At 57.0% G+C, this 25,715-nt stretch carries 23 protein-coding genes and 1 pseudogene; 11 read left to right on the forward strand and 13 right to left on the reverse strand.

From position 1 onward, the window contains the following. The first annotated feature begins 7 nt into the window (after positions 1–7). Both AB8818_RS02150 and AB8818_RS02155 read left to right on the forward strand, forming a co-directional pair. Positions 8–1,126 carry an S-(hydroxymethyl)glutathione dehydrogenase/class III alcohol dehydrogenase gene (locus tag AB8818_RS02150; RefSeq protein WP_371199736.1) on the forward strand — a complete coding sequence of 373 codons (1,119 nt, stop codon included), beginning with the start codon at positions 8–10 and terminating at the stop codon, positions 1,124–1,126. 160 nt (positions 1,127–1,286) lie between these two features. Continuing rightward, positions 1,287–2,978, forward strand: a complete 1,692-nt coding sequence (locus AB8818_RS02155; RefSeq protein WP_116340016.1) for a methyl-accepting chemotaxis protein — start codon at positions 1,287–1,289, stop codon at positions 2,976–2,978. A 117-nt stretch (positions 2,979–3,095) separates the two neighbouring features. Here AB8818_RS02155 and AB8818_RS02160 read toward each other — a convergent pair whose 3' ends face one another. The 4 genes from AB8818_RS02160 to AB8818_RS02175 form a co-directional block, all read right to left on the reverse strand. Continuing rightward, on the reverse strand, positions 3,096–5,477 hold the full coding sequence (locus AB8818_RS02160; protein ID WP_192982405.1) for a glucose/quinate/shikimate family membrane-bound PQQ-dependent dehydrogenase: 2,382 nt from the start codon (positions 5,475–5,477) through the stop codon (positions 3,096–3,098). A 253-nt stretch (positions 5,478–5,730) separates the two neighbouring features. Continuing rightward, a complete protein-coding gene (locus tag AB8818_RS02165) occupies positions 5,731–6,654 on the reverse strand; it encodes a LysR substrate-binding domain-containing protein (protein ID WP_116340012.1) in 924 nt (307 codons plus the stop codon). A 187-nt stretch (positions 6,655–6,841) separates the two neighbouring features. Continuing rightward, a complete protein-coding gene (locus AB8818_RS02170) occupies positions 6,842–7,726 on the reverse strand; it encodes an SDR family oxidoreductase (RefSeq protein WP_061098262.1) in 885 nt (294 codons plus the stop codon). A gap of 64 nt (positions 7,727–7,790) precedes the next feature. Next, the gene (locus tag AB8818_RS02175; RefSeq protein WP_163329309.1) at positions 7,791–8,180 is read right to left on the reverse strand and encodes a YdeI family stress tolerance OB fold protein; all 390 of its coding nucleotides are present in this window, start codon (positions 8,178–8,180) and stop codon (positions 7,791–7,793) included. 139 nt (positions 8,181–8,319) lie between these two features. Between AB8818_RS02175 and AB8818_RS02180 the strand changes: the two genes are divergently transcribed. The 4 genes and pseudogenes from AB8818_RS02180 to AB8818_RS02195 all read left to right on the forward strand — a co-directional run bounded on the left by AB8818_RS02180 (position 8,320) and on the right by AB8818_RS02195 (position 10,813). Beyond that, a complete protein-coding gene (locus AB8818_RS02180) occupies positions 8,320–8,823 on the forward strand; it encodes a hypothetical protein (RefSeq protein ID WP_192982403.1) in 504 nt (167 codons plus the stop codon). A gap of 9 nt (positions 8,824–8,832) precedes the next feature. Then, complete coding sequence (locus tag AB8818_RS02185) at positions 8,833–9,279, forward strand: DUF421 domain-containing protein (RefSeq protein WP_116340006.1); 447 nt, start codon at positions 8,833–8,835, stop codon at positions 9,277–9,279. An 11-nt stretch (positions 9,280–9,290) separates the two neighbouring features. Further along, the gene (locus tag AB8818_RS02190; RefSeq protein ID WP_192982400.1) at positions 9,291–9,809 is read left to right on the forward strand and encodes a 2-oxo-tetronate isomerase; all 519 of its coding nucleotides are present in this window, start codon (positions 9,291–9,293) and stop codon (positions 9,807–9,809) included. 17 nt (positions 9,810–9,826) lie between these two features. Then, positions 9,827–10,813, forward strand: a pseudogene (locus AB8818_RS02195) (SDR family oxidoreductase). On the opposite strand, the gene AB8818_RS02200 reads toward AB8818_RS02195, so the two are convergent. The 8 genes from AB8818_RS02200 to AB8818_RS02235 all read right to left on the reverse strand — a co-directional run bounded on the left by AB8818_RS02200 (position 10,814) and on the right by AB8818_RS02235 (position 17,346). Then, positions 10,814–12,436, reverse strand: a complete 1,623-nt coding sequence (locus AB8818_RS02200; protein WP_371199737.1) for an alpha-amylase family protein — start codon at positions 12,434–12,436, stop codon at positions 10,814–10,816. 8 nt (positions 12,437–12,444) lie between these two features. After that, the gene (cydB, locus tag AB8818_RS02205; protein ID WP_192982392.1) at positions 12,445–13,455 is read right to left on the reverse strand and encodes a cytochrome d ubiquinol oxidase subunit II; all 1,011 of its coding nucleotides are present in this window, start codon (positions 13,453–13,455) and stop codon (positions 12,445–12,447) included. Continuing rightward, on the reverse strand, positions 13,455–14,858 hold the full coding sequence (locus tag AB8818_RS02210; protein ID WP_192982389.1) for a cytochrome ubiquinol oxidase subunit I: 1,404 nt from the start codon (positions 14,856–14,858) through the stop codon (positions 13,455–13,457). The genes cydB and AB8818_RS02210 overlap by 1 nt, the downstream gene beginning before the upstream one ends. A gap of 66 nt (positions 14,859–14,924) precedes the next feature. Next, positions 14,925–15,797 carry a manganese catalase family protein gene (locus AB8818_RS02215; RefSeq protein WP_008502274.1) on the reverse strand — a complete coding sequence of 291 codons (873 nt, stop codon included), beginning with the start codon at positions 15,795–15,797 and terminating at the stop codon, positions 14,925–14,927. A gap of 15 nt (positions 15,798–15,812) precedes the next feature. After that, positions 15,813–16,319 carry a ferritin-like domain-containing protein gene (locus AB8818_RS02220; RefSeq protein WP_014831871.1) on the reverse strand — a complete coding sequence of 169 codons (507 nt, stop codon included), beginning with the start codon at positions 16,317–16,319 and terminating at the stop codon, positions 15,813–15,815. A gap of 25 nt (positions 16,320–16,344) precedes the next feature. Then, the gene (locus AB8818_RS02225; RefSeq protein ID WP_013096662.1) at positions 16,345–16,548 is read right to left on the reverse strand and encodes a hypothetical protein; all 204 of its coding nucleotides are present in this window, start codon (positions 16,546–16,548) and stop codon (positions 16,345–16,347) included. Between the two features lie 23 nt (positions 16,549–16,571). Next, positions 16,572–17,066 carry a ferritin-like domain-containing protein gene (locus AB8818_RS02230; protein WP_008502272.1) on the reverse strand — a complete coding sequence of 165 codons (495 nt, stop codon included), beginning with the start codon at positions 17,064–17,066 and terminating at the stop codon, positions 16,572–16,574. A gap of 94 nt (positions 17,067–17,160) precedes the next feature. Next, positions 17,161–17,346 carry a general stress protein gene (locus AB8818_RS02235; RefSeq protein ID WP_004150795.1) on the reverse strand — a complete coding sequence of 62 codons (186 nt, stop codon included), beginning with the start codon at positions 17,344–17,346 and terminating at the stop codon, positions 17,161–17,163. Between the two features lie 526 nt (positions 17,347–17,872). On the opposite strand from AB8818_RS02235, the gene AB8818_RS02240 reads away from it, so the two are divergent. Both AB8818_RS02240 and AB8818_RS02245 read left to right on the forward strand, forming a co-directional pair. After that, complete coding sequence (locus AB8818_RS02240; protein WP_192982387.1) at positions 17,873–19,216, forward strand: VOC family protein; 1,344 nt, start codon at positions 17,873–17,875, stop codon at positions 19,214–19,216. Between the two features lie 44 nt (positions 19,217–19,260). Next, positions 19,261–20,766, forward strand: coding sequence for a carboxylesterase/lipase family protein (locus AB8818_RS02245; RefSeq protein WP_192982384.1), 1,506 nt, complete (start codon positions 19,261–19,263; stop codon positions 20,764–20,766). Here AB8818_RS02245 and AB8818_RS02250 read toward each other — a convergent pair. Further along, a complete protein-coding gene (locus AB8818_RS02250) occupies positions 20,753–21,595 on the reverse strand; it encodes a LysR family transcriptional regulator (protein ID WP_316387202.1) in 843 nt (280 codons plus the stop codon). The genes AB8818_RS02245 and AB8818_RS02250 overlap by 14 nt on opposite strands. Positions 21,596–21,709: 114 nt before the next feature. On the opposite strand from AB8818_RS02250, the gene AB8818_RS02255 reads away from it, so the two are divergent. The 3 genes from AB8818_RS02255 (at position 21,710) to AB8818_RS02265 (ending at position 25,706) form a co-directional block, all read left to right on the forward strand. Further along, on the forward strand, positions 21,710–22,879 hold the full coding sequence (locus AB8818_RS02255) for a pyridoxal phosphate-dependent aminotransferase (protein WP_163329325.1): 1,170 nt from the start codon (positions 21,710–21,712) through the stop codon (positions 22,877–22,879). Positions 22,880–23,034: 155 nt separating this feature from the next. Further along, positions 23,035–23,808, forward strand: a complete 774-nt coding sequence (locus tag AB8818_RS02260) for a transporter substrate-binding domain-containing protein (protein WP_192982379.1) — start codon at positions 23,035–23,037, stop codon at positions 23,806–23,808. 242 nt (positions 23,809–24,050) lie between these two features. Beyond that, positions 24,051–25,706, forward strand: coding sequence for a glucan biosynthesis protein D (locus AB8818_RS02265; protein WP_116339984.1), 1,656 nt, complete (start codon positions 24,051–24,053; stop codon positions 25,704–25,706). The last annotated feature ends 9 nt before the right edge of the window (positions 25,707–25,715 follow it).

Consider the following 25,715-nt stretch of genomic DNA (forward strand, 5'->3'; position numbering starts at 1 on the left):
CGTCACTATGAAATCTCGCGCTGCTGTCGCATTTGGCCCCGGCCAGCCGCTGAAAATCGTCGAAATCGACGTAGCACCGCCGAAAAAAGGCGAAGTGCTGATCAAAATCACCCATACCGGCGTGTGCCATACCGATGCGTTTACCCTCTCCGGTGACGATCCGGAAGGCGTCTTCCCGGCGGTGCTGGGCCATGAAGGCGGCGGGATTGTGGTGGAAGTGGGCGAGGGCGTGACCAGCCTGAAGCCTGGCGATCACGTTATCCCGCTGTATACCGCGGAATGCGGCGAGTGTAAGTTTTGTAAATCCGGCAAAACTAACCTCTGCCAGGCCGTTCGCGCCACCCAGGGGAAAGGGCTGATGCCGGACGGCACCACCCGTTTCTCCTACAACGGTGAGCCAATCTATCACTACATGGGTACCAGTACCTTCAGCGAATACACCGTTTGCGCGGAGTTCTCCCTGGCGAAGGTGAACCCTCAGGCGCCGCTGGATAAAGTCTGCCTGCTGGGCTGCGGCGTAACCACTGGCATTGGCGCGGTGCATAACACGGCAAAAGTCAAAGAGGGCGACACCGTGGCGGTTTTTGGTCTCGGCGGCATTGGTCTGGCGGTGATTCAGGGCGCGGTCCAGGCGAAGGCCGGTCGTATCATCGCGGTCGATACCAACCCGGAAAAATTCAAGCTGGCGCGTGAAATGGGCGCGACCGATTTTGTGAACCCGAAAGATCACGAGAAACCGATTCAGGAGGTCATCGTAGAGATGACCGACGGCGGCGTGGACTTCAGCTTCGAGTGTATCGGCAACGTGAACGTGATGCGTTCCGCGCTGGAGTGCTGCCATAAAGGCTGGGGCGAGAGCATCATCATCGGCGTGGCCGGGGCGGGCCAGGAGATCAAAACCCGTCCATTCCAGCTGGTCACCGGACGCGTCTGGCGCGGCTCCGCCTTTGGCGGCGTGAAGGGGCGTACCCAGCTTCCTGGCATGGTGGAGGATGCGATGGTCGGTAAAATTCAGCTCGACCCGTTCATTACCCACCGTTTGCCGCTGGAGCAGATCAACGACGCGTTCGATCTGATGCACGAAGGAAAATCCATCCGCACCGTCATTCATTTCGGCGACAAGTAACTCTTCTGCCAGCGGTTTTTAGCCGCTGGCATTTCTTTAATAATCTTCTCTAAAGTGTGACCAGTGCGGCGTTTTTAGCCGTAATCTAAATCCCCACCGTGCCGATGACTATTTAACACGCATGTTTTTACGCATCTTCCCTACAAGAGAGTCGACGGTCATGGACAACACTACTTCGATGCAGGCGCAGCGCAAGCTGGGCTTCCTGCATCACATCAGGCTGGTTCCGCTGTTTTCCTCCATTCTCGGTGGCATTATTCTGCTGTTTGCCTTGAGCTCAGGGCTGGCGGGGTATTTCCTGCTGCAGGCTGATAACGATCAGCAGGACGTTACATCTGAAATTCAGGTGCGTATGGGGCTGTCAAACAGCTCAAACCATCTGCGAACCGCGCGTATCAATATGATCCACGCCGGGGCGGCAAGCCGTATCGCGGAGATGGAAGCGATGAAGCAGAACATCCGCGAGGCGGAAACGCGAATTAAGCAGTCCCAGGATAGCTTTACCGCCTATATGAATCGTTCCGTGCGTAGCCCGGCGGACGAAGCGCTGGATGCGGACCTGAAGGCACGCTACGACGCCTATATCGCGGGCCTGCAGCCGATGGTCAAATTTGCCAAAAACGGCATGTTCGAGGCGATCATCAACCACGAAAATGAAACCGCCCGCCCGCTGGATGACGCTTACAACGCCGTTTTGCTGAAGGCGATTAAGATCCGTACCGACCGCGCCAATGCGCTGACGGCACAGGCGCACAGCCGCACGCAGTTGGGCCTGATGTTTATGGTGGGGGCGTTTGCGCTGGCGCTGGTGCTGACCGCCATGACCTTCGTTGTGCTGCGCCGCACGGTCATTAATCCGCTGCAGCGTGCAGCGAAACGTATCGAGAATATCGCCAAAGGCGACCTGACGATGCCGGACGACGTGGCCGGACGCAGCGAAATTGGCCGCCTGACGCGCGATCTGCAAACCATGCAGCACTCCCTTGAAACAACGGTCGGCACCGTCCGTCAGGGGGCGGAGGAGATCTACCGGGGTACCAGCGAGATTTCAGCCGGTAACACCGATCTCTCTTCGCGCACCGAGCAGCAGGCCGCGGCCATTGAGCAGACAGCCGCGAGCATGGAGCAACTGACCGCGACGGTGAAGCAGAACGCCGATAACGCGCATCATGCCAGCAAGCTGGCGGAGGATGCCTCCGGAAAAGCCAGCCGCGGCGGCCAGATGGTCTCCGGCGTGGTGAAAACCATGGGCAATATCTCGACCAGTTCGAAGAAAATCTCTGAGATTACCGCGGTGATCAACAGTATTGCCTTCCAGACCAATATCCTGGCGCTTAACGCGGCGGTAGAAGCGGCGCGCGCGGGCGAGCAGGGGCGCGGGTTCGCCGTGGTGGCCAGCGAAGTCCGAACTCTGGCCAGCCGCAGCGCCAACGCCGCAAAAGAGATCGAAAGCCTGATCAACGAATCGGTGTCGCTGATTGACCAGGGTTCCGGCGAGGTCGTTGCCGCAGGCAACACCATGAATGAGATCGTCGAAGCGGTTAAGCGCGTGACCGACATCATGCTGGAAATTGCCGCCGCATCTGACGAGCAGAGCCGCGGTATCGTGCAGGTCAGCCAGGCCATTTCGGAGATGGATAAAGTGACCCAGCAGAACGCCTCGCTGGTGGAAGAAGCCTCCGCGGCGGCGGCGTCGCTGGAAGAACAGGGGGCGCGTCTGACCGAGGCGGTCGGGGCATTTCGTCTGAGCGGTGCGAAGCCGAACCGCGCGGTGGCGTCAGCGCCAGTGGCGACGAGCGCGCCGTTGCGCCCGGCGGCGACAGTTTCGGGGGATAACTGGGAGACGTTCTGAGCCGTGAGTTTTGTCGGGTGGCGGCTTCGCCTTACCCGACCTACTTGTATTTGTAGGCCCGTGTAAGCGTAGCGCCACCGGGAAAAAAAAGGGACCTTTCGGTCCCTTTTTCATTTGTTACTGCTTATCGGGTAACGCGTACGCGATAACGTAATCACCGCGATCCGGCGACTGGCGGGCGCCCCCGGCGTTAATCACGATGTACTGCTTGCCGGTTTTCGGCGAGACGTAGGTCATCGGGCCGGACTGGCTGCCGACCGGCAGACGGTCCTTCCAGATCTCTTTCCCGGTGGCGGTATCAAACGCGCGCAGGTAGAAATCCTGGGTGCCGGCGAAGAACAGCAGGCCGGACTGGGTTGACAGTGACGCGCCCAGCGTCGGCATACCGATCGGGATTGGCATGTGCATGCGAATGCCCAGAGGGCCGGTATCTTCCACCGTGCCGACAGGGACCTGCCACACCAGCTTGCCGGTTTTCAGGTCAACGGCCGACATAGTCCCGAACGGTGGCTTCTGGCACGGAATGCCCAGCGGCGACAGGAAGCGTTCGCGCATCGCGCCGAACGGCGTACCGTCCATCGGGACAATCCCCATCTCAATGCCGCTGGCGTTTTTCGCCACGTTCGCGCGCGGCACCATGTAGTTTGCCAGACCCAGGCGCATATCGTTGACGAACATCAGGCTGTTGTTCGGGTCAACGGAGACGCTGCCCCAGTTCATTCCGCCGAGCGAGCCGGGGAACTGCAGGGAACGGTCGAGACCCGGCGGGGTGAAGACGCCCTGATGACGCATCTCTTTAAACTGAATGCGGCACAGCAGCAGGTCAACAGGCGTCGCCCCCCACATGTCGGACTCGGTCAGCGTCTGGTTGCCAATCATCGGCATGCCCACGGAATACGGCTGGGTCGGTGAGTAGCGTTCACCTTCAACGTTACCCGCCGGAACGGGACGTTCCTCTACCTTCGCCACCGGCTTGCCGGTTTCGCGGTTAAGCATGAAGATCATGCCCTGCTTGCTGGTCTGGACGAGCACAGGTGTGGTGCCGCCTTTGCCGTCCGGCAGGTCGTACAGCAGGGGCTGGGAAGGCAGGTCAAAGTCCCACAGATCGTGGTGGGTGGTCTGGAAATGCCAGCGGACCTGTCCGGTGGCGGCGTCAACGGCGACGATGGAAGAGCTGTATTTATCGTCCAGCGCGGTGCGCTCACCCGCCCAGAAGTCCGGAGTGGCGTTGCCGGTTGGCAGATAGATCAGGTTTAGCTTAGCGTCGTAAGACATCGCTGACCAGACGTTCGGCGTGCCACGCGTGTAGGTCTGGCCTTCCGGCGGCAGGCCGGTCAGGTTCGGATTACCCGGATCCCACGCCCACGCCAGTTTACCGGTGTGAACGTCGTAGGCGCGCACCACGCCCGGCGGTTCGCCGGTGGAGAAGTTATCCGCGACGCGGCCGCCGACGACAACGACATTGCCGGCCACCAGCGGCGTGGAGGTCTGCTGATAATACCCGGGCTTGATCTCGCCCATGCCGACGCTCAGATCAACGGTGCCATGGTCGCCGAAGTCTTCGCAGACCTTGCCGGTATCCGCATTGATGGCAATCAGGCGGGCATCGGTGGTCGGCAGGAACAGACGGCGAGGGCAGGCCGCAGGCGATGTGTCTGTTTGTGACGTTGTCACGATTTCGCGATCTTCAAAATAGCCCAGGCCACGGCAGCGCTGCCAGTTAGGGGCGGTGGCTTTGGAATCATAACGCCATTTCTCTTTACCGGAATCCACGTCCAGCGCCAGTACTTTACTGTACGGGGTACAGACATACAGCGTGTCGCCAACCTGCAGCGGCGTGTTCTGATCTTCCGCGCCGGAGCCGTTGCTTTGCGGAATATCGCCGGTGTGCGCAACCCAGGCAACTTTTAGATCGCTGACGTTTTGCTTGTTGATCTGATCCAGCGCGGCGAAACGGTCGCCGTGGGTGGTATTGCCCCAGTGCTCCCAGTTCTTTTGCTGCTCGCCGGGTGCGACGGGTTTAACCGGAACGGGCTCGTTCGCGGCCACGAGGGTTTGTGGTTTAAACATCCAGCCGAGGCTGACCAGCATCGCCAGCGCGAGCACGGCCGCGACGCCAAAAGCGGGCGCCTTGTTCGCGGCGCTGTGGTTCGCAGCACGCAGGAAAGGCCAGACGATGGCGCAGAGGAAGGCCAGTACGGCAAAGGTGAACAGGCGAGAGAAGAGCGGCCAGAAATCCCAGCCCGCATCGCTTACTGCCCAGAACAGCGAGGCAATAAACGCGATGCCGTAAAGCAGGATCCCGCTGCTGCGATTGAGGAAAATCAGGAGCGCGGCAACGACCATCACCACGCCCATTATCAGGAAGTAAAAACTTCCGCCTACGGTGGCGAGCTTAAAGCCCAACCCGCCGACCGCCAGACCGATGAGCATCATCAGTCCGACAAGAAGCCACTGCAGAATACGAGGTACCCCGCGCGGCGCGCTGCCAAATGCCATTTCTGTCTCCTTTAAATCCCCCGCCGTGCCGGATGTGTACCATTTGGATAAAAAATGCGGGGAACACAATGATTAACACGAGTGAATTCGTATTTATAAAATGATATGCGAACCATTTGGTGAATTCGTGGCTATGATAAAACTGTTAAATTGTTTTGCGCAATTGTTAATGAATCATTCCGCATTATTTGATTAACACACAGGCCAGTTCCCTCTCCCCTAAGGGGAGAGGGTTAGGGTGAGGGGTAAGAGGTCAAACAGGCATGGATTTGCGAATGGCGCTCAGCAGCGTTTGTGCGCCCGTGGAAAGTGGGGTATCCACCCGGGTCAGAATGCCGATGGGTTCGCCCGCACCGGGGGAGGTGATCGGCAGGGCGGTCAGCGTCCCCTGGCGCAAATCGTCTTTTACCGCACCGGAAGGCACGAACCAGACGTAGTCATAATCCAGGGTGAGCTGACGCGAAAGGGAGGCCGAAAGCGTTTCGATACATCCTGAAGGCAGCGTACACCCCTGCATCTGCAGCAAAGTTTCAGCGGCCTGGCGCGGAACGGTCCCTTTCGGGCAAACCACTACCGGCCACTCCATCACCCGGCTTAACGTCACGGTGTCCTGAAGCAGGGGATGATCGGGACGAACCACCAGCTTCAGGGATTCCAGAAACAGCAGTTCATAATTGAGGCCGCCCATCAGTTCAGGGTCGGACATTCGACCGATACCAAGATCCAGTTCACCGGATTTAAGCCCCGCGAGCAGCATGGTGTTATTCATGGTAGCAACCTGAATAGTGGTATTGCGCTGCTGCTTGTGGAACTGACCAATAACGGGCGGCAGAATCCCCAGCGCCGCGGTTGGCAGGGCGCCGACGCGAACCACCTCGCTGGAGAGCTCTTCTTTTCGGTGCAGGGACTGGCCGGCGGTATTGAGCGCATCCAGCACCTTCACGGCGTGCGTCAGGAACTGTTCGCCTACCAGAGTCAGCTGTGCCCCCAGCCGACCGCGATCAAATAGCCGGGCGCCGGTCAGCTGTTCCAGCTCGTTGAGGGTTTTCGAGAGCGCAGGCTGGCTCAGGTTAAGAGTTTCAGCCGCACGCCCCAGCGTTCCCTGTTGAGCGACGGCCACAAATGTATGCAAATGGCGCAAGCGTATGCGCTGACTGAACAGACCATTTTTTTCCATAGGCGATGTTAAAAACAGAGCGATGCGGGTGACAAGTTAAGTTGTTTAATTTTGATAACCTGATAGCAAAATATTTTTAACATTTGATCTGTTTGAGTTACAACATGTTTTTCAGGCAAGGCGGGTGATGAACGTCCTTGTTCATTTATTGCTCACTGCGAGGAAGGGAGAAAAGGGTAACGCATTTTTAAATCACGCCGTCCCCGCCGTCAGAACACCACACCTGACCGGAGGTAAAGGAACATTCATCGGAGGCCAGCGTGACGTACAGCGGAGCAATCTCGACGGGCTGCCCCGGACGACCCAGCGGGGTATCACCGCCGAACTCCTTCACTTTTTCCATCGGCTGCCCGCCGCTGGACTGCAATACCGTCCAGTACGGGCCGGGGGCGACCGCGTTGACGCGAATTCCTTTCGGACCCAGCTGTTTGGCTAAGGATTTGGTAAACACCGCCAGACAGGCTTTCGTCTGGGCATAGTCAAGCAAAACAGGGCTGGGCTTCACCGCCTGAACGGAGGAGGTGTTAATGATCACGGACGACGCTTTCAGGTGGCGCAGAGCCGCCTTGGTGATCCAGAAGGGGGCGTAAACGTTGGTTTTAAACGTCGCGTCAAAATCTTCGGTGGTCAGCTCTTCAAGGGATTCCCGGTATTGCTGACGGCCTGCGTTGTTGATCAGAATATCCAGCCCGCCCAGTTTCGACACGGCTTCTTCGACCAGATTCTGACAGAAGGTTTCGTCCCGGACGTCTCCGGGCAGCGCGATGGCCTTGCGACCTTCAGCTTTGATCAGATCGATGACCTCGGCGGCATCTTTCTCTTCTTCAGGCAGATAGTTGATCGCAACGTCAGCGCCTTCACGCGCATAGGCGATAGCCACCGCGCGACCAATACCGGAGTCACCACCGGTAATCAGCGCTTTTTTGCCGGCAAGGCGGCCATGTCCTTTGTAGCTTGTTTCCCCGTGGTCGGGTACCGGCTGCATTTCGGATGCCAGTCCCGGCGGCGTTTGCGGCTGTTCCGGGAACGGGGGTTGCGGGTAAGCGTTCGTACGTTGTGTAGTATCACTCATAGCTGACTCCTTAAGCCAAGGGGTGAGATTTGATGGATAGTTGCAGCGTTAACGCTTCGCTGAATTATTTCTGCAAACGATCAACACGAACGACGGCAGGAGATGATTTTTTATCAAGCGAACCGTTGATACTGATCATCTGATCGGGTTTTACCGTTCTGCCGTCGAAGACTGCCTGGGGAATAATAACGTCGATTTTTCCGGTTTTATCCTGGAATACAAACTTATCGCCGCTACCGTCAATAAGATTACCGCGCAATGAAATTGTCGCACCATCGTGCATTTGTTTTGCCTGTTCGATGGTCATAATACGCGCGTCGTCGGTTCCACGATATCCGCTGTCCAGCGCGTGGGGTGGCGGCGGTGCTTCACCTTTTTGTAACCCACCGTTATTATCAGCCCATGCGGCTGGAACCAGAAATATCAAAAAAGCGGAAATAAGTGATAATTTCATCTGATATCCTTCATTTTTGAGTGTCTTGACATATTAAGTATTGTTGCTATTCCTTTATGTGGCAAATGTGATAAGTCTTAAAAACATTCTCTTTTGAAATCAAAACTATCATTAAATAAGCGAAACGGTGAAGACGGCCATGAAGCGTGAAAATGAAAAGTTACCCGGGATAGATGAGAGTTATCGCTTGCTGAGGTTCGAATATACATTTCGGCAGGTGGGTTTTGTGGTCCTCCTGGTTATTATCATCGCAGCGGTTGCCGGTCTTTTTTCCAGCGGAATGGTGAGCGAGACGGCCAAAACCAATTCCGCTAACTCATTGAGCATAAACTATGAACGTTTTGGCAGGCGGGAGACGGAGTCAAGAATGCAGTTCACGTTCCCGGTGAAAACGGAGGGCAGCTATACCCTCAGCCTGACCAGCGACAGCAGCGACGTGTACGAGCCCGGCAGCGTCTGGCCGCAGCCGGACAAAATGTATAGCCATGGTAAAACCCTCTATTTGGTCTATGACGACCTGCAAAAATCAGACAATTTCTCAGTTTTATACTTCACGACACCTTCCAGAGCCGGTAAATGGAACACCGTCATCCGCGTCAACAACGAGCCAGAAATAAATATCTGGCAATTTATTTATCCGTAGGAGGCTGATATGGATATGGTCTTTCGCGCGCTGGCGATTTATCTGTTTCTCGTGGTGGTATTTAAAGTGGCGGGGCGTCGCGCGCTGCTGCAGATGACCAGCTTTGATCTCATCCTCCTCTTGATTATTAGTGAGGCGACGCAACAGGCGCTTCTGGGTCAGGACTTCTCCGTCACCGGCGCGATGATTACCATTACCACACTGGTGGTAGTTGACATTATATTTGGGCTTATGAAGAAGTATTTTTCACCGGTGGAGAATATTCTGGATGGTACGCCGGTAATTCTGGTTGAAAACGGCGTGCCGCTCGCGGATAAGCTAAAAAAAGTCGACGTGTCCTGTGATGATATTCTGGTGTCAGCGCGACAGAATAATGGCATTACAGAAATGAGTGGAATTAAATATGCCATACTTGAGCGCAATGGTCATATTTCAATCATTCCTTTTGAGAAATAAGAGGCGGAAAGATGAGCAATCTTTTACACGACAGTCATTTTACCGTGAGTGAACTCACCAAAAAGCTGGCGAGTAAATTAACCGATGCCGGGCTGCGCTTAACCACGGCGGAATCCTGCACGGGAGGAAAGCTCTCGGTGGCGCTGTGTGCAGAGGAAAACACGGCCGATTTTTATGATGTCGGACTGGTTGTGTTCAGCGATGAAGCCAAATCGTGGATCCTCGGCGTGCGTCCTGAGACGCTGGCGCGCTACACCGCCGTCAGTGAACAGACGGTGATCGAGATGGCCGCCAGCATCCGCGACATTGCCCGGGCGGATATCAGCATCGCTATCAGCGGCTATGCGGGCCCGGAAGGGGGCGATGACGGCACCGCGGCGGGTACGGTCTGCTTTGCCTGGAATGTGCGCGGTGAGACGGAAACCCGCACCGTCCTTTTCTCAGGCGACTGTGAGGATGTGGTGGAGAAAGCGGTGCACTACTCGCTCGCGGAACTGGTAACAAAACTGTCGGACGGCAATAACGGCTAAATTCACGCGGAGGTTCTATGGCGGTCATAGTGATTACCGGCGGGACGGCGGGCGTGGGAAAAGCCACGGCGCTGCACTTTGCAAAGGCAGGTTAAAAGGTGGGGATTATCGCCCGCGATGAAGCCAGCCTGCACTCAACCCAGGAAGAGCTGTGCCGCTTTGGTGTTAATGCCCATGCGGTGCAGGCGGACGTCGCCGACAGCCAGGCGGTGGTGGATGCGGCTAATGAGATCGAGTATCGCCTCGGGGCGATTGATGTCTGGGTCAACAATGCGATGGGGGCCGTGCTGGCACCGTTTCGTACCCTGACGCCGGATGAGTTTCGTCGCGTGACGGATGTTACCTACCTCGGGTTTGTCAACGGCACCCGCGCCGCGCTGGAGCTGATGGTGCCTCGCGACAGGGGCGTGATTATTCAGGTGGGTTCCGCGCTGGCCTACCGTTCCATCCCTTTGCAGTCGGCCTACTGCGGAGCCAAAGCGGCGATCCGCGGGTTCACCGATGCGGTGCGAACCGAGCTAATGCACGAGAACAGCCGGGTACAGCTTTCGATGGTTCAAATGCCGGGCCTCAATACGCCGCAGTTCGAATGGGCGAGGAATAAGTTTGCCTGGGCTATGCGCCCGGTGCCGCCGGTCTTTGAGCCCGAAGTCGCCGCCAGGGCCATCTTTAAGGTTGCACAGAAACCGGTGCGCGAGCTGTGGGTGGGCAGCAGCACCATCCAGACCATCGTCGGGCAATTCTTCTTTCCGGGCTACCTTGACCGGCTAATGGTGAAAAAGGCCTGGGAAGGCCAGATGACCGACGATCTGAACGCAGCGGATCGCCGGGACTATCTCGACCAGCCGGTTAACGACCTGCACAAAATCCATGGGCGTTTTACGGACGAAGCAAAAGACCGCGCCCCGTCCGTCACCTCCGGTATGCCGGGTAAGGTGGCGCTGGGGGCGCTCGCGGTGGCGGGGATTATGCTGACCCGTCTGATCGCCCGGCGGAAACGCTAATCAGCGCAGCGCGCTGCGGTGCGTCCAGAACCATCGGTAGCCGTAGCCACTAATACTGAGCTCGACGGTTTTTCCGCAAACCAGCGCGTCGTCGTAGCGTTTGTCCTCAAGGCAGGCGGTCCAGGTGGCGTGGCGGATCCCCTTTGCGGTGAACTGAACGGGCTGGTCGCTGAAGTTAACGAAGGTCAGGATGCTGCGCTCGTCGGTCTCGTAATAGATCCCCAGCACCGCGTCATGATCGAGGGTGATGAGGCGAAAGGGCGCCACGGCAATTTCGGGGAACTCCGAGCGGGTATTGGCAATATCGATTATCCGGTGCAGGAGCGAGTTGCGGTGAAGCAGCGAATCGGCGACGTTGATTTTCTGATAGCGATAGGGTCCGTGGTCGATTATCGGCGCAATAAATTTTTCAGGATCGGCCGCCGAAAAACCGCCGCCCTGCGAACCTGCCCACTGCATCGGGGTGCGAACGGCGTAGCGTTCCTCCAGCTCCAGGTCATCACCCATGCCGATCTCATCTCCGTAGCGCATCACCGGCACGCCCGGCAGGGAGAAGAGCACCGCGTGGCAGAACGCCAGCCGCTTTTGATCGCCATTCAGCATCGGCGCCAGGCGTCTGCGGATCCCGCGCTGATAGACGTTCATCTCCTCGTCAGGGGCGAAGGTGTCGAGGACAAACTGTTTATCTTTCTGACTAATCCCTTCCAGATCCAGCTCGTCATGGTTGCGCAGCCAGTTGGCAAAGCAGCATGAGTCGGGCGGGACGATCATTTTCTTCACCGCGTTGCGCAGTGGGCGGGCGCTTTTCCTGGCCAGGCTGACGTAGAAATACTTGTTGAGCCAGAAATTAAGCACCAGATGCAGGCGGTCGTTATTGCCGAAGTAGTCTTTATAGGTCTCAACGTCCACGTCCACTTCACCGAGCAGGATGGCGTCCGGATTACGCTGCTCGATAAGACGGCGCATATGCTCCAGGATCCACAGGCCCTTCTTTTCGTCACCGTTTCCCGCCTGCGTGGTGAGGTGGGACGCGGCATCGAGGCGAAACCCGGACACCCCCAGCTTGAGCCAGAAGAGGATAATATTCTCAATTTCCTTAAGCACGGCGGGCGAGGTCAGGTTCAGATCCGGCTCGTGACGATAAAACATATGCCGGTAATACTGTCCCGCCTCGTCATCCCAGCTCCAGATGCTCTTTTCCACGCCGGGGAACATGGGTGGCGTGTCGTCGTCGCTATCCGACCAGATATAGTAGTCGCGATACGGCGAGTTGGGGCTGCGGCGAGCCTGCTGGAACCAGGGATGGGCGTCGGAGGTGTGCTGGATCAGCAGCTCAATAATGACCTGCATGCCCAGCTCCCGGGCTTGTTCGATAAAGGCGATAATATCGGCCAGTTTTCCGAAGCGGGGATCCACCTGCAGATGGTCGCTGACGTCGTAGCCTTCATCCAGAAAGGGCGTGAGGTAAAACGGGGTGATCCAGATAACCGTCGCCCCCATGCGGCGAATATAGCGCAGCTTGGCCGCTATCCCGGCGATATCCCCGCAGCCATCGCCGTTTATATCGTAAAAAAGCGCGGTATCAATCTGGTAGATAATGGCTCGTGTATGCCAGTCCGTCATAGCGTTCCTCAGTGATAGCCTTCAGTATCCGACACTTTTCCCCGGAAAACATAGTAGCTCCAGGCGGTGTACACCAGAATCACCGGAATGATCAGCAGGGTCCCGACCAGCATAAACAGCTGGCTGGCGGGGGGCGCCGCGGCTTCCCACAGAGTGATGCGCGGCGGAATAATGTTCGGCCACAGGCTGATACCGAGCCCGCTAAACCCGAGGAAAATCAGCCCCAGCGTAAGCAGGAAGGGACGCGAGTGGCTGGCCGGGTTGCGGGTCAGGCGCCAGATCAGCACGCTGAAAAGCCCGACCAGCAGCGGAACCGGCAGGAACCAGAAGAAGTTGGGCAGGGTAAACCAGCGGTCGGCTACGTACTGCCAGCCGAGCGGCGTCCAGACGCTGACGACCGCGATGACCACCACCAGGGCCAGCAGCACGCGGCGGGTCAGCTCGCGCATGCGATGCTGCAATGCGCCTTCACTTTTCATGATAAGCCAGGTGGTGCCCAGCAGCGTGTAGGCGACGACCAGTCCGATACCGCAGAAGAGGTTAAAGGGCGTCAGCCAGTCGAGCGGCGAGCCCACAAATCGTCTGCCCTCAACCTCAAAGCCGTTGATCACCGCCCCCACGACGATCCCCTGGCTGAAGGTGGCGAGCAGGGAGCCACCGGCGAAAGAGTAGTCCCAGAATTTGCGGTGCGAAGGCGTCGCTTTAAAGCGAAACTCAAAGGCTACCCCACGAAAGATGAGGCCGATCAGCATCGCGGTAAGGGGGATGGTGAGCGCATCAATAATGACCGCATAAGCCAGCGGGAACGCGCCGAACAGCCCGGCGCCGCCGAGCACCAGCCAGGTCTCGTTGCCGTCCCACACGGGTGCGACGCTGTTGACCATCACATCCCGCTCTTTCGCATCGCCCACGAAGTTAAACAGCAGGCCGATGCCCAAATCAAAGCCATCCATAATGATGTACATCAGCGTGGCAAAGACGATGATGGCAAACCAGATAACAGAGATATCGACGCCCATCAGTTTCTCTCCTGTTCCGGAACAGACTCCACGGCAGACAGCGGACGGGCGGGGGTGCCCGACGTGTTTGAGGTCAGCGTATCGACAGGCTGCGGGCCTTTCTTAATCAACCGGATGAGGTAAACATAGCCCACGCCAAACACCGACGAGTAGACAACGAAGAACGCCAGCAGGCTGATGCTCATCTGGAGGGTGCTGTGCAGGGAGACCGCGTCAATCGTGCGCAGATAACCGTAGACGACCCACGGCTGGCGGCCCACTTCGGTGGTTACCCAGCCGGCGAGTAGCGCCACCAGACCCGCGGGCCCCATGCAGAGGGCAAACCACTGGAACGGGCGCGAGTGATAGAGCCTGTGGCGATAGCGTAGCCAGAGGCTGACCAGGCCGAGGGTAATCATCAGCAGGCCCATCCCGACCATGATGCGGAACGACCAGAAGACGATGGTTGAGTTTGGGCGATCCTCTTTCGGGAAGTCTTTCAGCGCCGGCACCTGCTTATCCAGGCTGTGCGTCAGGATAAGGCTGCCGAGGGCGGGGATCTCCAGACCGTATTTGGTGCGCTCCTCGTCCATATCCGGCAGGCCAAACAGCAGCAGCGGCGTGGCCTCGCCGGGCGGATTTTCCCAGTGCCCCTCGATGGCGGCAATTTTGGCAGGCTGATGCTCAAGCGTATTCAGGCCGTGCATATCGCCCACCACGGCCTGGATGGGGGCGACCAGCAGCGCCATCCACATCGCCATGGAGAACATAGTGCGTATGGCAGGGGTATCATTTCCGCGCAGCAGGTGCCATGCGCCCGACGCGCCGACGAACAGCGCGCTGCTCAGAAACGCGGCGATGGCCATATGGATAAGGCGGTAAGGGAAGGAGGGGTTAAAGATAATCGCCAGCCAGTCCTGCGGAATAACCTGTCCGTTTTCGATAGTAAAACCCTGCGGGGTGTGCATCCAGCTGTTGGAGGCGAGGATCCAGAAGGTCGACATCAGCGTGCCGAGCGCCACCATGCAGGTTGAAAAGAAGTGCAGCCCGGGGCCGACCTTGTTCCAGCCGAACATCATAACGCCCAGGAAGCCGGCTTCCAGGAAGAAGGCGGTTAACACCTCGTAGGTCAGCAGGGGGCCGGTAATGCTGCCCGCGAACTGGGAGAACCCGCTCCAGTTGGTACCGAACTGATACGCCATGACCAGCCCGGAAACCACCCCCATCCCGAAGTTAACGGCAAATATCTTGAGCCAGAAGTGGTAAAGCGAACGCCAGACGTCGTTTTTGGTGCGCAGCCACATGCCCTCCAGCACGACAAGATAGCTGGCAAGACCAATGGTAATCGCCGGGAAAAGAATGTGAAACGAGACGGTAAAAGCGAACTGAATTCTGGCGAGATGGAATGCATCAAGTTCGAACATTGTCCGTACCTCTGAAGCGATGGGGCACGAGAATTACCGGTAGCGCAGGGCTACCGGCAAAACCGATTACGGTTTAGTCTTTCCGGCGCCCAGCTCGGCACCGGTCAGCGGGTCGGAATGTGGATCGGACTTCGTGCGGGCAGACATCGCCTTAACCAGGGTTGCCTGTTCGGTTGTGAGCGTCACACTGGCGCTGCCGTCACCGCCATCCACCGCAGGCTGGGGGGACTCAACGTAATCAAAGTGCTTATCGCTGTTCCAGCTTCCGCGAACCTCTCCACCTTCTGACATATTGTAGTACTTGTTGGTGAATTCCTCGATTGGCGGCAGTTTCCCCGGCGGGAAATTATTACGAATGGACTGTAACGCTTTTTCAAAGGAGAGCTGATGCGCCGCCTCACGCGTCATCAAAAACGCCAGCGCATCTTTTACTCCGGGATCGTCAGTGACGTTGATCAGCCGTTCGTAGATGATCTTCGCCCTGGCCTCTGCCGCCACGTTCGAGCGCAGATCTGCAGTTGGCTCGCCGATGGTATCGACGTAGGCCGCCGTCCAGGGCACGCCCGCCGAGTTAGTGAGCGGTGTGCCGCCGCCGTAGAGCAGGGAAGTGATGTGGCTGTCGTTCCCGTTTTCGGTCATGGACCGATAGAGCTCAGCCTCATTTTCCACCCCTTCCGCCAGCGCGCCTTTGGCACCTTTGTTCAGCATGCCGACCAACGTACCGATGATTTCGAGGTGGCTTAACTCCTCGGTTGCAATGTCCATCAGCATATCCTTACGGCCAGGATCGTCATCGCTCAACCCTTGCGTAAAGTAGCGGCAGGCGGCCGCCAGTTCGCCCTGCGGCCCGCCAAACTGTTCCAGGAGTAGATTGGCGAGACCCGGGTTCGGTTCAGCAACGCGAACCGTGTATTGCAGCTGTTTAACGTGTCGAAACATATAGACTCTCCTGAGTTATTTTTTCGCTTCGACACCCGATGCGTCTGAACGCAGCAGGAACTGTTCCGTCGTTTGCGGGATGTGGCGAATCAGCCAGTCGGCCATCTCGCGCTCTTCCGCCAGGATCGTCTCAATGGCGGGCACGGAGGCAGTATCGCCCGCTTTTTTTGCGGCGGCGAGCAGGGAGGTGTAGCAGGCGATTTCAAACTGTTCGAAAACATAGCCGCTGATTGAGCCCTTAACGATTTCATCAGACGGGAACATGCCGCCGATGGACTGACCCAGCGCCGCCATTTTGCTCATCGAGTCTTTTAAAACCGAACGAGAAATATCATTACGGTCGAGGATTTCCTCCAGCAATGTAATTTGCCGTTTTGTCTCATTAATATGCTGTTCAATTCTGGCGCGAACATCGGGATAATTATCGATGCGGCTGGCCATGGATTCCAGCATTGACTCGGCTTGCTTTTCCATCGCATGGGCATCGCGTAGCCAGTCATGGTAGTGTTCTACGTGATTCATCATTGTATCCTCATTAGGGGTTCGCTTATTTGGTCTCACTCTCAGCAGCCTGATCGGCACGCGCGGCACTGTAGCCAGATAAATGGCCAACAATATTGGCGTAAATACTGATGATAATGACCCATAGCACGCTGTTCTTCCACCATATTACGGAAGGGATAGCGAGAATGAACCATATTATAGCTGCCGTTAAATGGCACCGTTTAATTGTCCTGGGACTGATGCTCATTTTATTTAACCTGTGTTATTGCGTCATTTCTGAGCTTTTTGGTTAATATTTCCAACGGCCAGATCGGTGAGTTTAAGGTCGGTCTCTTTTTCTTCTTCCAGCGTTTCGGCAAGAAGCTTAACGGCTTTTTTATAGCCAAGTTGTTCTGCAAGCGTTGCTAGAGTACCGTAACTGGCAATTTCGTAATGCTCTACTTTTTGCGCAGCGGCAATTAGGGCAGCATCACGGACTTCATTTTTTTCCGTGCTTTCGATGACTTCGTTGGCTTCTTCAATTAAGCCTTCCATCGCCACGCATTTCATGCGTTTGAGTTTGATACCGTCTTCTTGTTCGACGATCTGGTCGATACGCTCGATCTGGCCCTGCGTCTCTTCAAGGTGTGCGGTAAAGGCCGCGCTCAGTTTCTCGCTGGATGCGGCGCGGGCAAGCTTACTCAGCGCGCGGGTAAGCTGTTTTTCCGCACTGTAGGTATCCGAGAGAAGATGAATAAATACATCCTCAACACTTTTCATATTCATAATTATTACGCTCCGGTAAAATAAGGAGAGGGTACTGCGAGCTTTTCAGCCCGCAGCATGCTCTCTGGTTTTATTAAAAGAGTACTAAATAAGATCAGGAGTTATCAGATTTACGGCCTCCGCCGTGACTGTTCTGTCCCCCTTTCTTACCCGCTTCAGATGCGCGTTGCGGATCGTTTTTAAAATTACCACCGCTGTGCTGGCCACCTTTACGTCCAGCTTCTGATGCTTTTTCACGGTCTTCAGCGAAATTACCGGAACCACCACGATGCTCTGCCATATTAAACCTCATATTCATATATTGGTTATGTCAGTACGATACGAAAATATTCCGTATCACTCGTCGTTCGATTAATAACTTTAGTCGCTATGGGGCATTCGTCAAATGCGTCTTGCTATTTGCGGTTGCGTTATTTTTGAATATTGAACGCTTTGCGCTTCGCCTGACGGGAAAATATTGAGAAGTGGGAGGGACTTGTAAACGCTAGCTAAGATTAGTCCTAAGTTTCGACTAAAAAGTTGAAAGGTGAAGATAAAATAAAGGGCGTGCCATGACTGATTATTTTGCAATCGGCACCGTGCGAAAAATTAATACTTTATAGCTAGAAAACTGAGCCATAAATAATTATAAGGAAAATCCTGGAAAAAGATGACGAGGCGAAAAGCGCGTTTCGGCAGGGAGCGTCAGCGACCGGTAGCACACGGTTTGACCACTGTCGTCTTAAGATCACAAATCAGAAATTCTTCCCCCCGGAAGGAACGGGTTTCTCTACACTCCAGGTAATATTCACTGGAGGCATGACATCATGGCGAACACCATCACGGCTGATGATATTCGGGAACATTTTTCGCAGGCTATGTCGGCGATGTACCAGCAGGAAGTTCCGCAGTACGGCACGTTGCTTGAACTGGTTGCGGACGTAAACCTGGCGGTTCTGGAAAATAACCCACTCTTACATGAACAACTGGCGAATGCCGACGAGCTGACGCGCCTTAACGTGGAGCGTCACGGGGCGATCCGCGTCGGGACGGCACAAGAGCTTTCCACCCTGCGCCGTATGTTTGCCATTATGGGCATGTATCCGGTCAGCTATTACGATCTCTCCCAGGCGGGGGTGCCGGTCCACTCGACGGCGTTTCGTCCGGTTGATGATGCGGCGCTGTGCCGCAATCCGTTTCGTATCTTTACCTCTCTGCTGCGCCTTGAGCTGATTGAAAACCTGGCGTTACGCGAGCGGGCGGCAGAAATTCTCTCTCACCGAAACATCTTTACGCCACGCTGTCTGGAACTTATTGATCTCCACGAGTTGGAAGGGGGCTTTACCGAAACGCAGGCGCACGAGTTTGTACAGGAAGCGTTAGAAACCTTCCGCTGGCACCGTCATGCAACGGTCGACCAGGAGACCTACCTGGCGTTGAATCACGAGCACCGTCTTATTGCCGACGTGGTCTGCTTCCCCGGGTGCCATATCAACCACCTCACGCCGCGCACGCTGGACATTGACCGTGTGCAGGAGCTGATGCCGAAGTATGGCATTGAGCCAAAAATTCTGATCGAAGGGCCGCCGCGTCGTGAAGTGCCGATCCTGCTGCGTCAGACCAGCTTCAAGGCGCTGGAAGAGCCGGTGCTTTTCGCCGGTGAACACAAAGGCACCCACACCGCGCGCTTCGGTGAAATTGAACAGCGCGGCGTGGCGCTGACTCCGAAAGGCCGGGAACTGTACGATAGCCTGCTGGCCCAGGCCGGAACCGGTAAAGATAACCTCACGCACCAGCTGCATTTGCAGGAGATTTTCAGCGCCTTCCCGGACAGCGAAATGTTCCTGCGCCGTCAGGAGCTTGCCTATTTTCGCTATCGCCTGACCCCGGCGGGAGAAGCCCATCGCCACGCGTTTCGTCCGGGAGACGATCCGCAACCGCTGATCGAGCGCGGGTGGGTGGTTGCTCAGCCGATCACCTACGAGGATTTCCTCCCGGTCAGCGCGGCGGGGATTTTCCAGTCTAATCTCGGGAACGAAACCCAGGCCCGCAGCCACGGTAATGCCAGCCGCAATGCGTTTGAAGCCGCGCTCGGCTGCCCGGTGTATGACGAGTTTACGCTCTACGAGGAGGCGGAAACGCGCAGCAAACAGCGTTGCGGTTTGCTCTGAAATCGTTACTCTTCAGGGGTGTGATGGAAAAAAATAAGGTTGTTATGCAATATCCTTCCGCCCCTGTGGTTGAAACGCGCCAGGGCGCACTGTCTGGTTTAACCGATGAAAACGTTCACCGCTGGTGCGGTATTCCCTATGCCGCACCGCCCGTTGGCGAGTGGCGCTGGCGCTCGCCGCGGCCTCCGGAACGCTGGGAAGGCGTGCGTGAAGCCACCGCCTTTTCGCCCTCAAGCTGGCAAAGCAGTGAATATTGTCAGGAGCTGGGCGGGGGCGATCCCGGCCAGTTTTCTGAAGACTGCCTCTATCTTAACGTCTGGTCCCCCGTTGACCGTACCGGGCCGCTCCCGGTCATGGTCTGGCTGCACGGGGGCGGGTTTACGATCGGCGCCGGTGGCCTGCCGCCGTACAACGGCAAAGCCCTGACATCACGCGGGGTGGTTGTCGTCACGATTAACTACCGTCTCGGCCATCTCGGCTTTTTCGCCCATCCCGCGCTGGAGGGGGAAGAAGAGCGGGTGGTGCATAATTTTGCCCTGCTGGACCAGATCGCCGCGCTCGAATGGGTGAGGGAGAATATCGCCGCGTTTGGCGGCGACCCCAATAACGTCACCCTGTTTGGCGAATCCGCCGGCGCGCGCAGCGTGCTTTCTCTGCTGGCCTCGCCGCTGGCAGCAGGATTGTTCCATAAGGCGATAGTGCAAAGCGGATACACCTTGCCGGACACGCCGCGCGAGCAGGCCCTGCAAAAAGGGGAAGCGCTGGCCGCCCATTTTGGTCTGGAGAACGCGACGGCAGAGCAGCTGCGCGCTATTCCGCCCGAGGCGTTCTGGCCGCTGACCGCGCCGCTGAACGTCGCCCCGGCGCCCATCGTCGGGGATTGCGTTCTGCCGGAGGCGATGCTGGACGTCTTTTTCGCCGCCCGCCAGCATCCCGTGCCGGTGATGATTGGCTCCAACAGCGATGAAGCCAGCGTGATGGCGGTGTTTGGGGTCGACCTCGCAGGGCAAATCCAGAAGCTTCGCCGGGAGCGCCGCTTCGGGCTGGGGCTCATCAAGCTGCTTTATCCGGGCGTGAAGGGCGATGAGGAGCTCGGCAGGCAGGTATGCCGCGACATGGCCTTCACCACCATGGGCTACGTGGTGATGCAGGCCCAGCAGCGCGTCGGCGGGCTTTGCTGGCGTTACTGGTTTGACTATGTGGCCGAAGCGGAACATGGCACGTATATCAACGGCGCCTGGCACGGCAACGAAGTTCCCTATGTCTTCGATACCCTCGGCCAGGTGGAGCCTTCACGTCAGTATGTCAATGAGCGGGATCTACAGTTTGCCGCCCAGGTGGCTGATTACTGGGTAAGCTTTGCGCGCGATGCCGGAACGCATGACTGCCTTCACGGGCCGACGCGCTGGCCAGCCTGCCGCAAAGGGCGGGACGTGCTGTTACGTATTGGCGTGAATAAATATGCGGGTTTCAGGCTTGAAAACCGCTTTATGCGCGCCCGCATGAGTCTCTTCAAACGCGTGATGAAGCACCATGTCAGCCTCGATTAAGCAAACAGGCGCGAAACGCTGACAGACCATTTTCCTGACAAGGCGTTTCGCGCAGCACCAGCCGGTAGCTCGCGCCGGTTTTTACACTTGCTTCATAGGGGCGCATCAGCCTTCCGGCGCGGACATCTTCTGCCACCAGCGTTTCGTCGGCGATGGCAACACCAAGCCCCTGAATGGCGGCGGTGATGGCGAGATCCATCGTATCGAAGTGTTGATTTTTGTGCATAGCAAAGCCCGGACCTTCCTGATTCGCCAGCCACAGTGACCAGTCTGTCTTATCCCTTGTCGGGTGCAGAAACGTCAGCGAACCCAGTGCGGCACCCGCCCTGACGGGGCTGAATACCGGGGTTAGCGCCTCTTCGAACAGCAGATCGCCTGCGCTCATGTGCGTGCCGAAGACGATGGCCGCATCGTAAGATTCGGTTTTGAAATTGACGTTATGATCGGTGGTGGTGGTGAGCGCGATCTGCAGGTCCGGCTGCTCGCGCTCTACCTCCAGCAGACGCGGCACCAGCCAGCGCATGGCGCAGGTAGGCGCCTTAAGCCGGATCACCGTGTGCAGGCTGCGAGCCTGGTCGGCTACGGTCAGCAGCTGCCCGAAAGCGGACTGCAGCTCAGGCAGCAGTGCGCTGCCATGGGGCGAGAGGCGCAGCCCGCGCGCGTGGCGCTCAAAGAGCGGAAAACCAAACCACGTCTCAAGAGAAGAAATCTTGCGGCTCACGGCCCCCTGCGTCAGACACAACTCTGCGGCGGCGTGGGTCAGATTCAGGTGACGCGCGGTGACTAAAAATGCGTCGATGGCATTGAGCGGGAGCGAACGGCGCGACATGAAAACACCTCAGCTATGAATTTTTCTCATGGTTATTATGACAACAATTCGATTGTCCCGGCAACGCACTTGTTGTTTGAATAGTTATGCAATGTCCATGAGAAGGGAAAGAGGATGACTTTACGTACGCCAGTGCAAACGCGCTCCAAGCTGCCAGACGTGGGAACCACCATTTTTACCGTTATTGGCCAGCTTTCGGCCCAGCATAATGCCATTAACCTTTCTCAGGGCGCGCCGAATTTTTCCTGCGACCCGAAGCTGATCGCCGGCGTCACCCGCGCGATGGAGGCAGGGCATAACCAGTATGCGGCAATGACCGGCTTGCAGCCGCTCAAGGAACGTATTGTTGATAAAATTGCCGCCCTCTACGGCACGCAGTATGACCCTGCCAGCGAGGTGCTGGTGACCGCCAGTGCCAGCGAAGGGCTCTATTCAGCGATAAGCGGGCTGGTGCACCCGGGCGATGAGGTGATCTACTTTGAGCCGTCGTTTGACAGCTATGCGCCCATTGTTCGCCTGCAGGGGGCAACGCCTGTCGCCATCAAGCTCACGGTCCCGGATTTTGCCGTCAACTGGGACGAGGTCCGTGCCGCCATCACCCCGCGCACGCGCATGATCATCATCAATACGCCGCACAACCCGAGCGGCCAGGTCTTCACGGCCAATGACCTGCAGCAGCTGGCGGCGCTGACGCGCAATACCGACATCATTATTTTGTCTGACGAAGTGTACGAACACGTCGTGTTCGATGGGGAACCGCACCACGGGATGGCCACGCACCCGCAGCTGGCGGAGCGCAGCGTGATTATTTCTTCTTTCGGAAAAACCTATCACGTCACCGGCTGGCGCGTGGGTTATTGTGTGGCACCCGCAGAGCTGATGGACGAGATATGTAAAGTCCATCAATTTTTGATGTTCTCTGCCGATACGCCAATGCAGCACGCGTTTGCAGAACACATGACCGATCCGCAAACCTGGCTGTCGCTGTCGGCGTTTTACCAGCGCAAGCGCGATCTGCTGCACGGCCTGCTGGCCGATTCGCCGTTTACCCTGCTGCCGAGCGCCGGATCGTTCTTTATGCTGGCGGACTACAGCCGGTTCAGCGACGAGCGGGACAGCGAGCTGGTGAAACGGCTGATCGTTGAGTACGGTGTTGCCACCATTCCGCTGTCGGCGTTTTATGCGGACGGCACGGATAATAAATTGATTCGTCTCTCTTTTGCGAAAGATGAGGCGACGTTACGGGCAGGTGCTCAAGCCCTGTGTCGGGTTAAACCACGCTGAGCCTATCCCATTAGGCTATTTTATTCGCCATTTTGGCACCGGGCAGTGCTCGAAATCCTCACGTACTACATGTACGTTCCGGTTTCTGTGCGCTGTCCGGTACCAAACTGTCTTCAACAATTACGCCTCCTGGGATAGGCTCTGAGGAGTTTGAAATGAAATTACGCGCGTTAGTTGTCGGCATGGGATTGCTGTGTACCTTTTCGTCCTTCGCGGCCACCGAGCTGCGCTACGGTCTGGAAGCGGAGTACCCGCCGTTTGAGAGCCGCAATGCCTCAGGCGAGCTGGAAGGGTTTGACGTTGAGCTGGGTAACGCCATCTGCAAAGCGGCAGCGATGAAGTGCAGTTGGGTGGAAACCTCGTTTGACGCGCTGATCTCGGGGCTGGTGGCGAAGAAGTTTGACGCCATCAACTCGGCGATGAATATCACCGAACAGCGCCGCAAGAGCATTGATTTCACCCAGCCGATCTACCGTATTCCGTCGCAGCTGGTCGGCAAGGCCGGGACGGCGGTTGAGGCGACGCCTGAAGGGCTGAAGGGGAAAACCATCGGCGTGCTGCAGGGCTCCATTCAGGAAACCTATGCCAAAGAGCACTGGGAAAAGCAGGGTGTCACCGTGGTGTCTTATAAAGATCAGAATATGGCCTGGGGCGATCTGCTGAATGGCCGTATCGACGCCTCGCTGGTCATGTCCGCGGCCGGGCAGGCAGGTTTCCTCAGCAAGCCGCAGGGGAAAGGGTTTGGCTTCATCGGCAAACCGGTGTCTGACGACACTATCCTCGGCAGTGGGATCGGTTTTGGGCTGCGTAAAGGGGACGAGGCCACCAAAAAGCAGCTTGATGCCGCGATTGATAAAGTACGTGCCGACGGCACGATCGCTAAACTCGCTGATAAGTACTTCCCGGGTATCGATGTCAGCGTAAAATAACCGCCTCATTTGCCCCGTCAGCTGATGTCCTGACGGGGCATTTTTATACACATTTTCCAGGCTTTCTTTACACCACTTTCGGGCCGTTCTGGTCGACAGAAAATATTTCTCACTTTGTTCAGATAATCACCGGCCAACAATTGGATTCTTAACCATTTTTGTTTAGGCTGTGCGTTCTTTCTTGCCGTCATTTCGCCGAGCGCGAAACACATTCACACGACCATAAGGACGTTTTTCCAGGCATGAATCGCAGACGTTTTCTAAAAGGCTCGCTGGCAGTGGCAGCCCTGAGCGGTACCTCTGGCCTTGCTTCCCTGTTTTCCAAAGCGGCATACGCGGCCGACTCTGACATTGCTGACGGCCAGAGCCGTCGTTTTGACTTCTCCGTACTGCAATCCATGGCGCATGACCTGGCGAAAACCCCGTGGGGGGGCGCGCCGCGTCCGCTGCCGGAGACGCTGGCGACCATGACGCCGCAGGCGTACAACGCCATCCGCTACGATGAAAAGCAGTCACTGTGGAACAACATTGAAGGGCGTCAGCTGGACGTGCAGTTCTTCCATATGGGAATGGGGTTCCGCCGCCGCGTGCGGATGTTCTCGCTGGACCAGTCGACCTCGATGGCGCGCGAGATCCACTTCCGTCCTGAGCTGTTCAGCTACGGCGAAACGGGTGTGGATACCAAACAGCTGGAAGGGCAAAGCGATCTCGGCTTTGCGGGCTTCCGCGCCTTTAAAGCACCAGAGCTGGCGCGTCGCGATATCGTCTCTTTCCTGGGGGCGAGCTATTTCCGCGCGGTGGATGACACCTACCAGTACGGCCTTTCCGCCCGCGGTCTGGCGGTAGATACCTTTACCGACACGCCGGAAGAGTTCCCGGACTTTACCTCTTTCTGGTTTGAAACCGTTAAGCCGGGTGACACCACCTTTACCGTCTACACGCTGCTGGACAGCCCGAGCATCACCGGTGCCTATAAATTCGTGATCCACTGCGAAAAAAGCCAGGTGATCATGGAGGTGGAAAACCATCTCTACGCGCGTAAGGACATCAAGCAGCTCGGCATCGCGCCAATGACCAGCATGTTCAGCTGCGGCAATAACGAACGCCGCATGTGCGACACCATTCACCCGCAAATCCACGACTCTGACCGCCTTGCCATGTGGCGCGGCAACGGGGAGTGGATCTGCCGTCCGCTCAATAACCCGCAGAAGCTGCAGTTCAATGCCTACCTCGACAAAAACCCGAAAGGGTTCGGGCTGCTGCAGCTCGATCGCGATTTCTCGCACTATCAGGACGTGATGGGCTGGTATAACAAGCGCCCGAGCCTGTGGGTTGAACCGCGCAACGACTGGGGTAAAGGATCCATCGCGCTGATGGAGATCCCGACCACCGGTGAAACGCTGGATAATGTGGTCTGCTTCTGGCAGCCGGAAAAACCGGTGAAAGCGGGCGCCGAGCTGGACTTCAAATATCGTCTGTACTGGAGCGCACAGCCGCCGGTGCGCTCCCCGCTGGCGAACGTCTACGCGACCCGCACCGGCATGGGCGGTTTCCCGGAAGGCTGGGCGCCGGGCGAAAATTACCCGAAAGTGTGGGCCCGTCGCTTTGCTATCGACTTCGTCGGCGGCGACCTGAAGGCCGCCGCACCGAAGGGCATCGAGCCGGTGATTACGCTCTCCAGTGGTGAAGCAAAGCAGGTTGAAATCCTTTACGTTGAACCGTTTGACGGCTATCGCATTCTGTTTGACTGGTACCCAACGTCGGATTCGACGGAGCCGGTGGATATGCGCCTGTTCCTGCGCTGCCAGGGCGATGCCATCAGCGAAACCTGGCTGTATCAGTATTTCCCGCCAGCGCCGGATAAACGTCATTACGTTGATGACCGGGTAATGCGTTAACGATCGATT

The sequence above is a fragment of the Enterobacter sp. KB-280D8 genome, assembly GCF_041399405.1.
Classification (GTDB): Bacteria; Pseudomonadota; Gammaproteobacteria; order Enterobacterales; family Enterobacteriaceae; genus Enterobacter; species Enterobacter cloacae_N.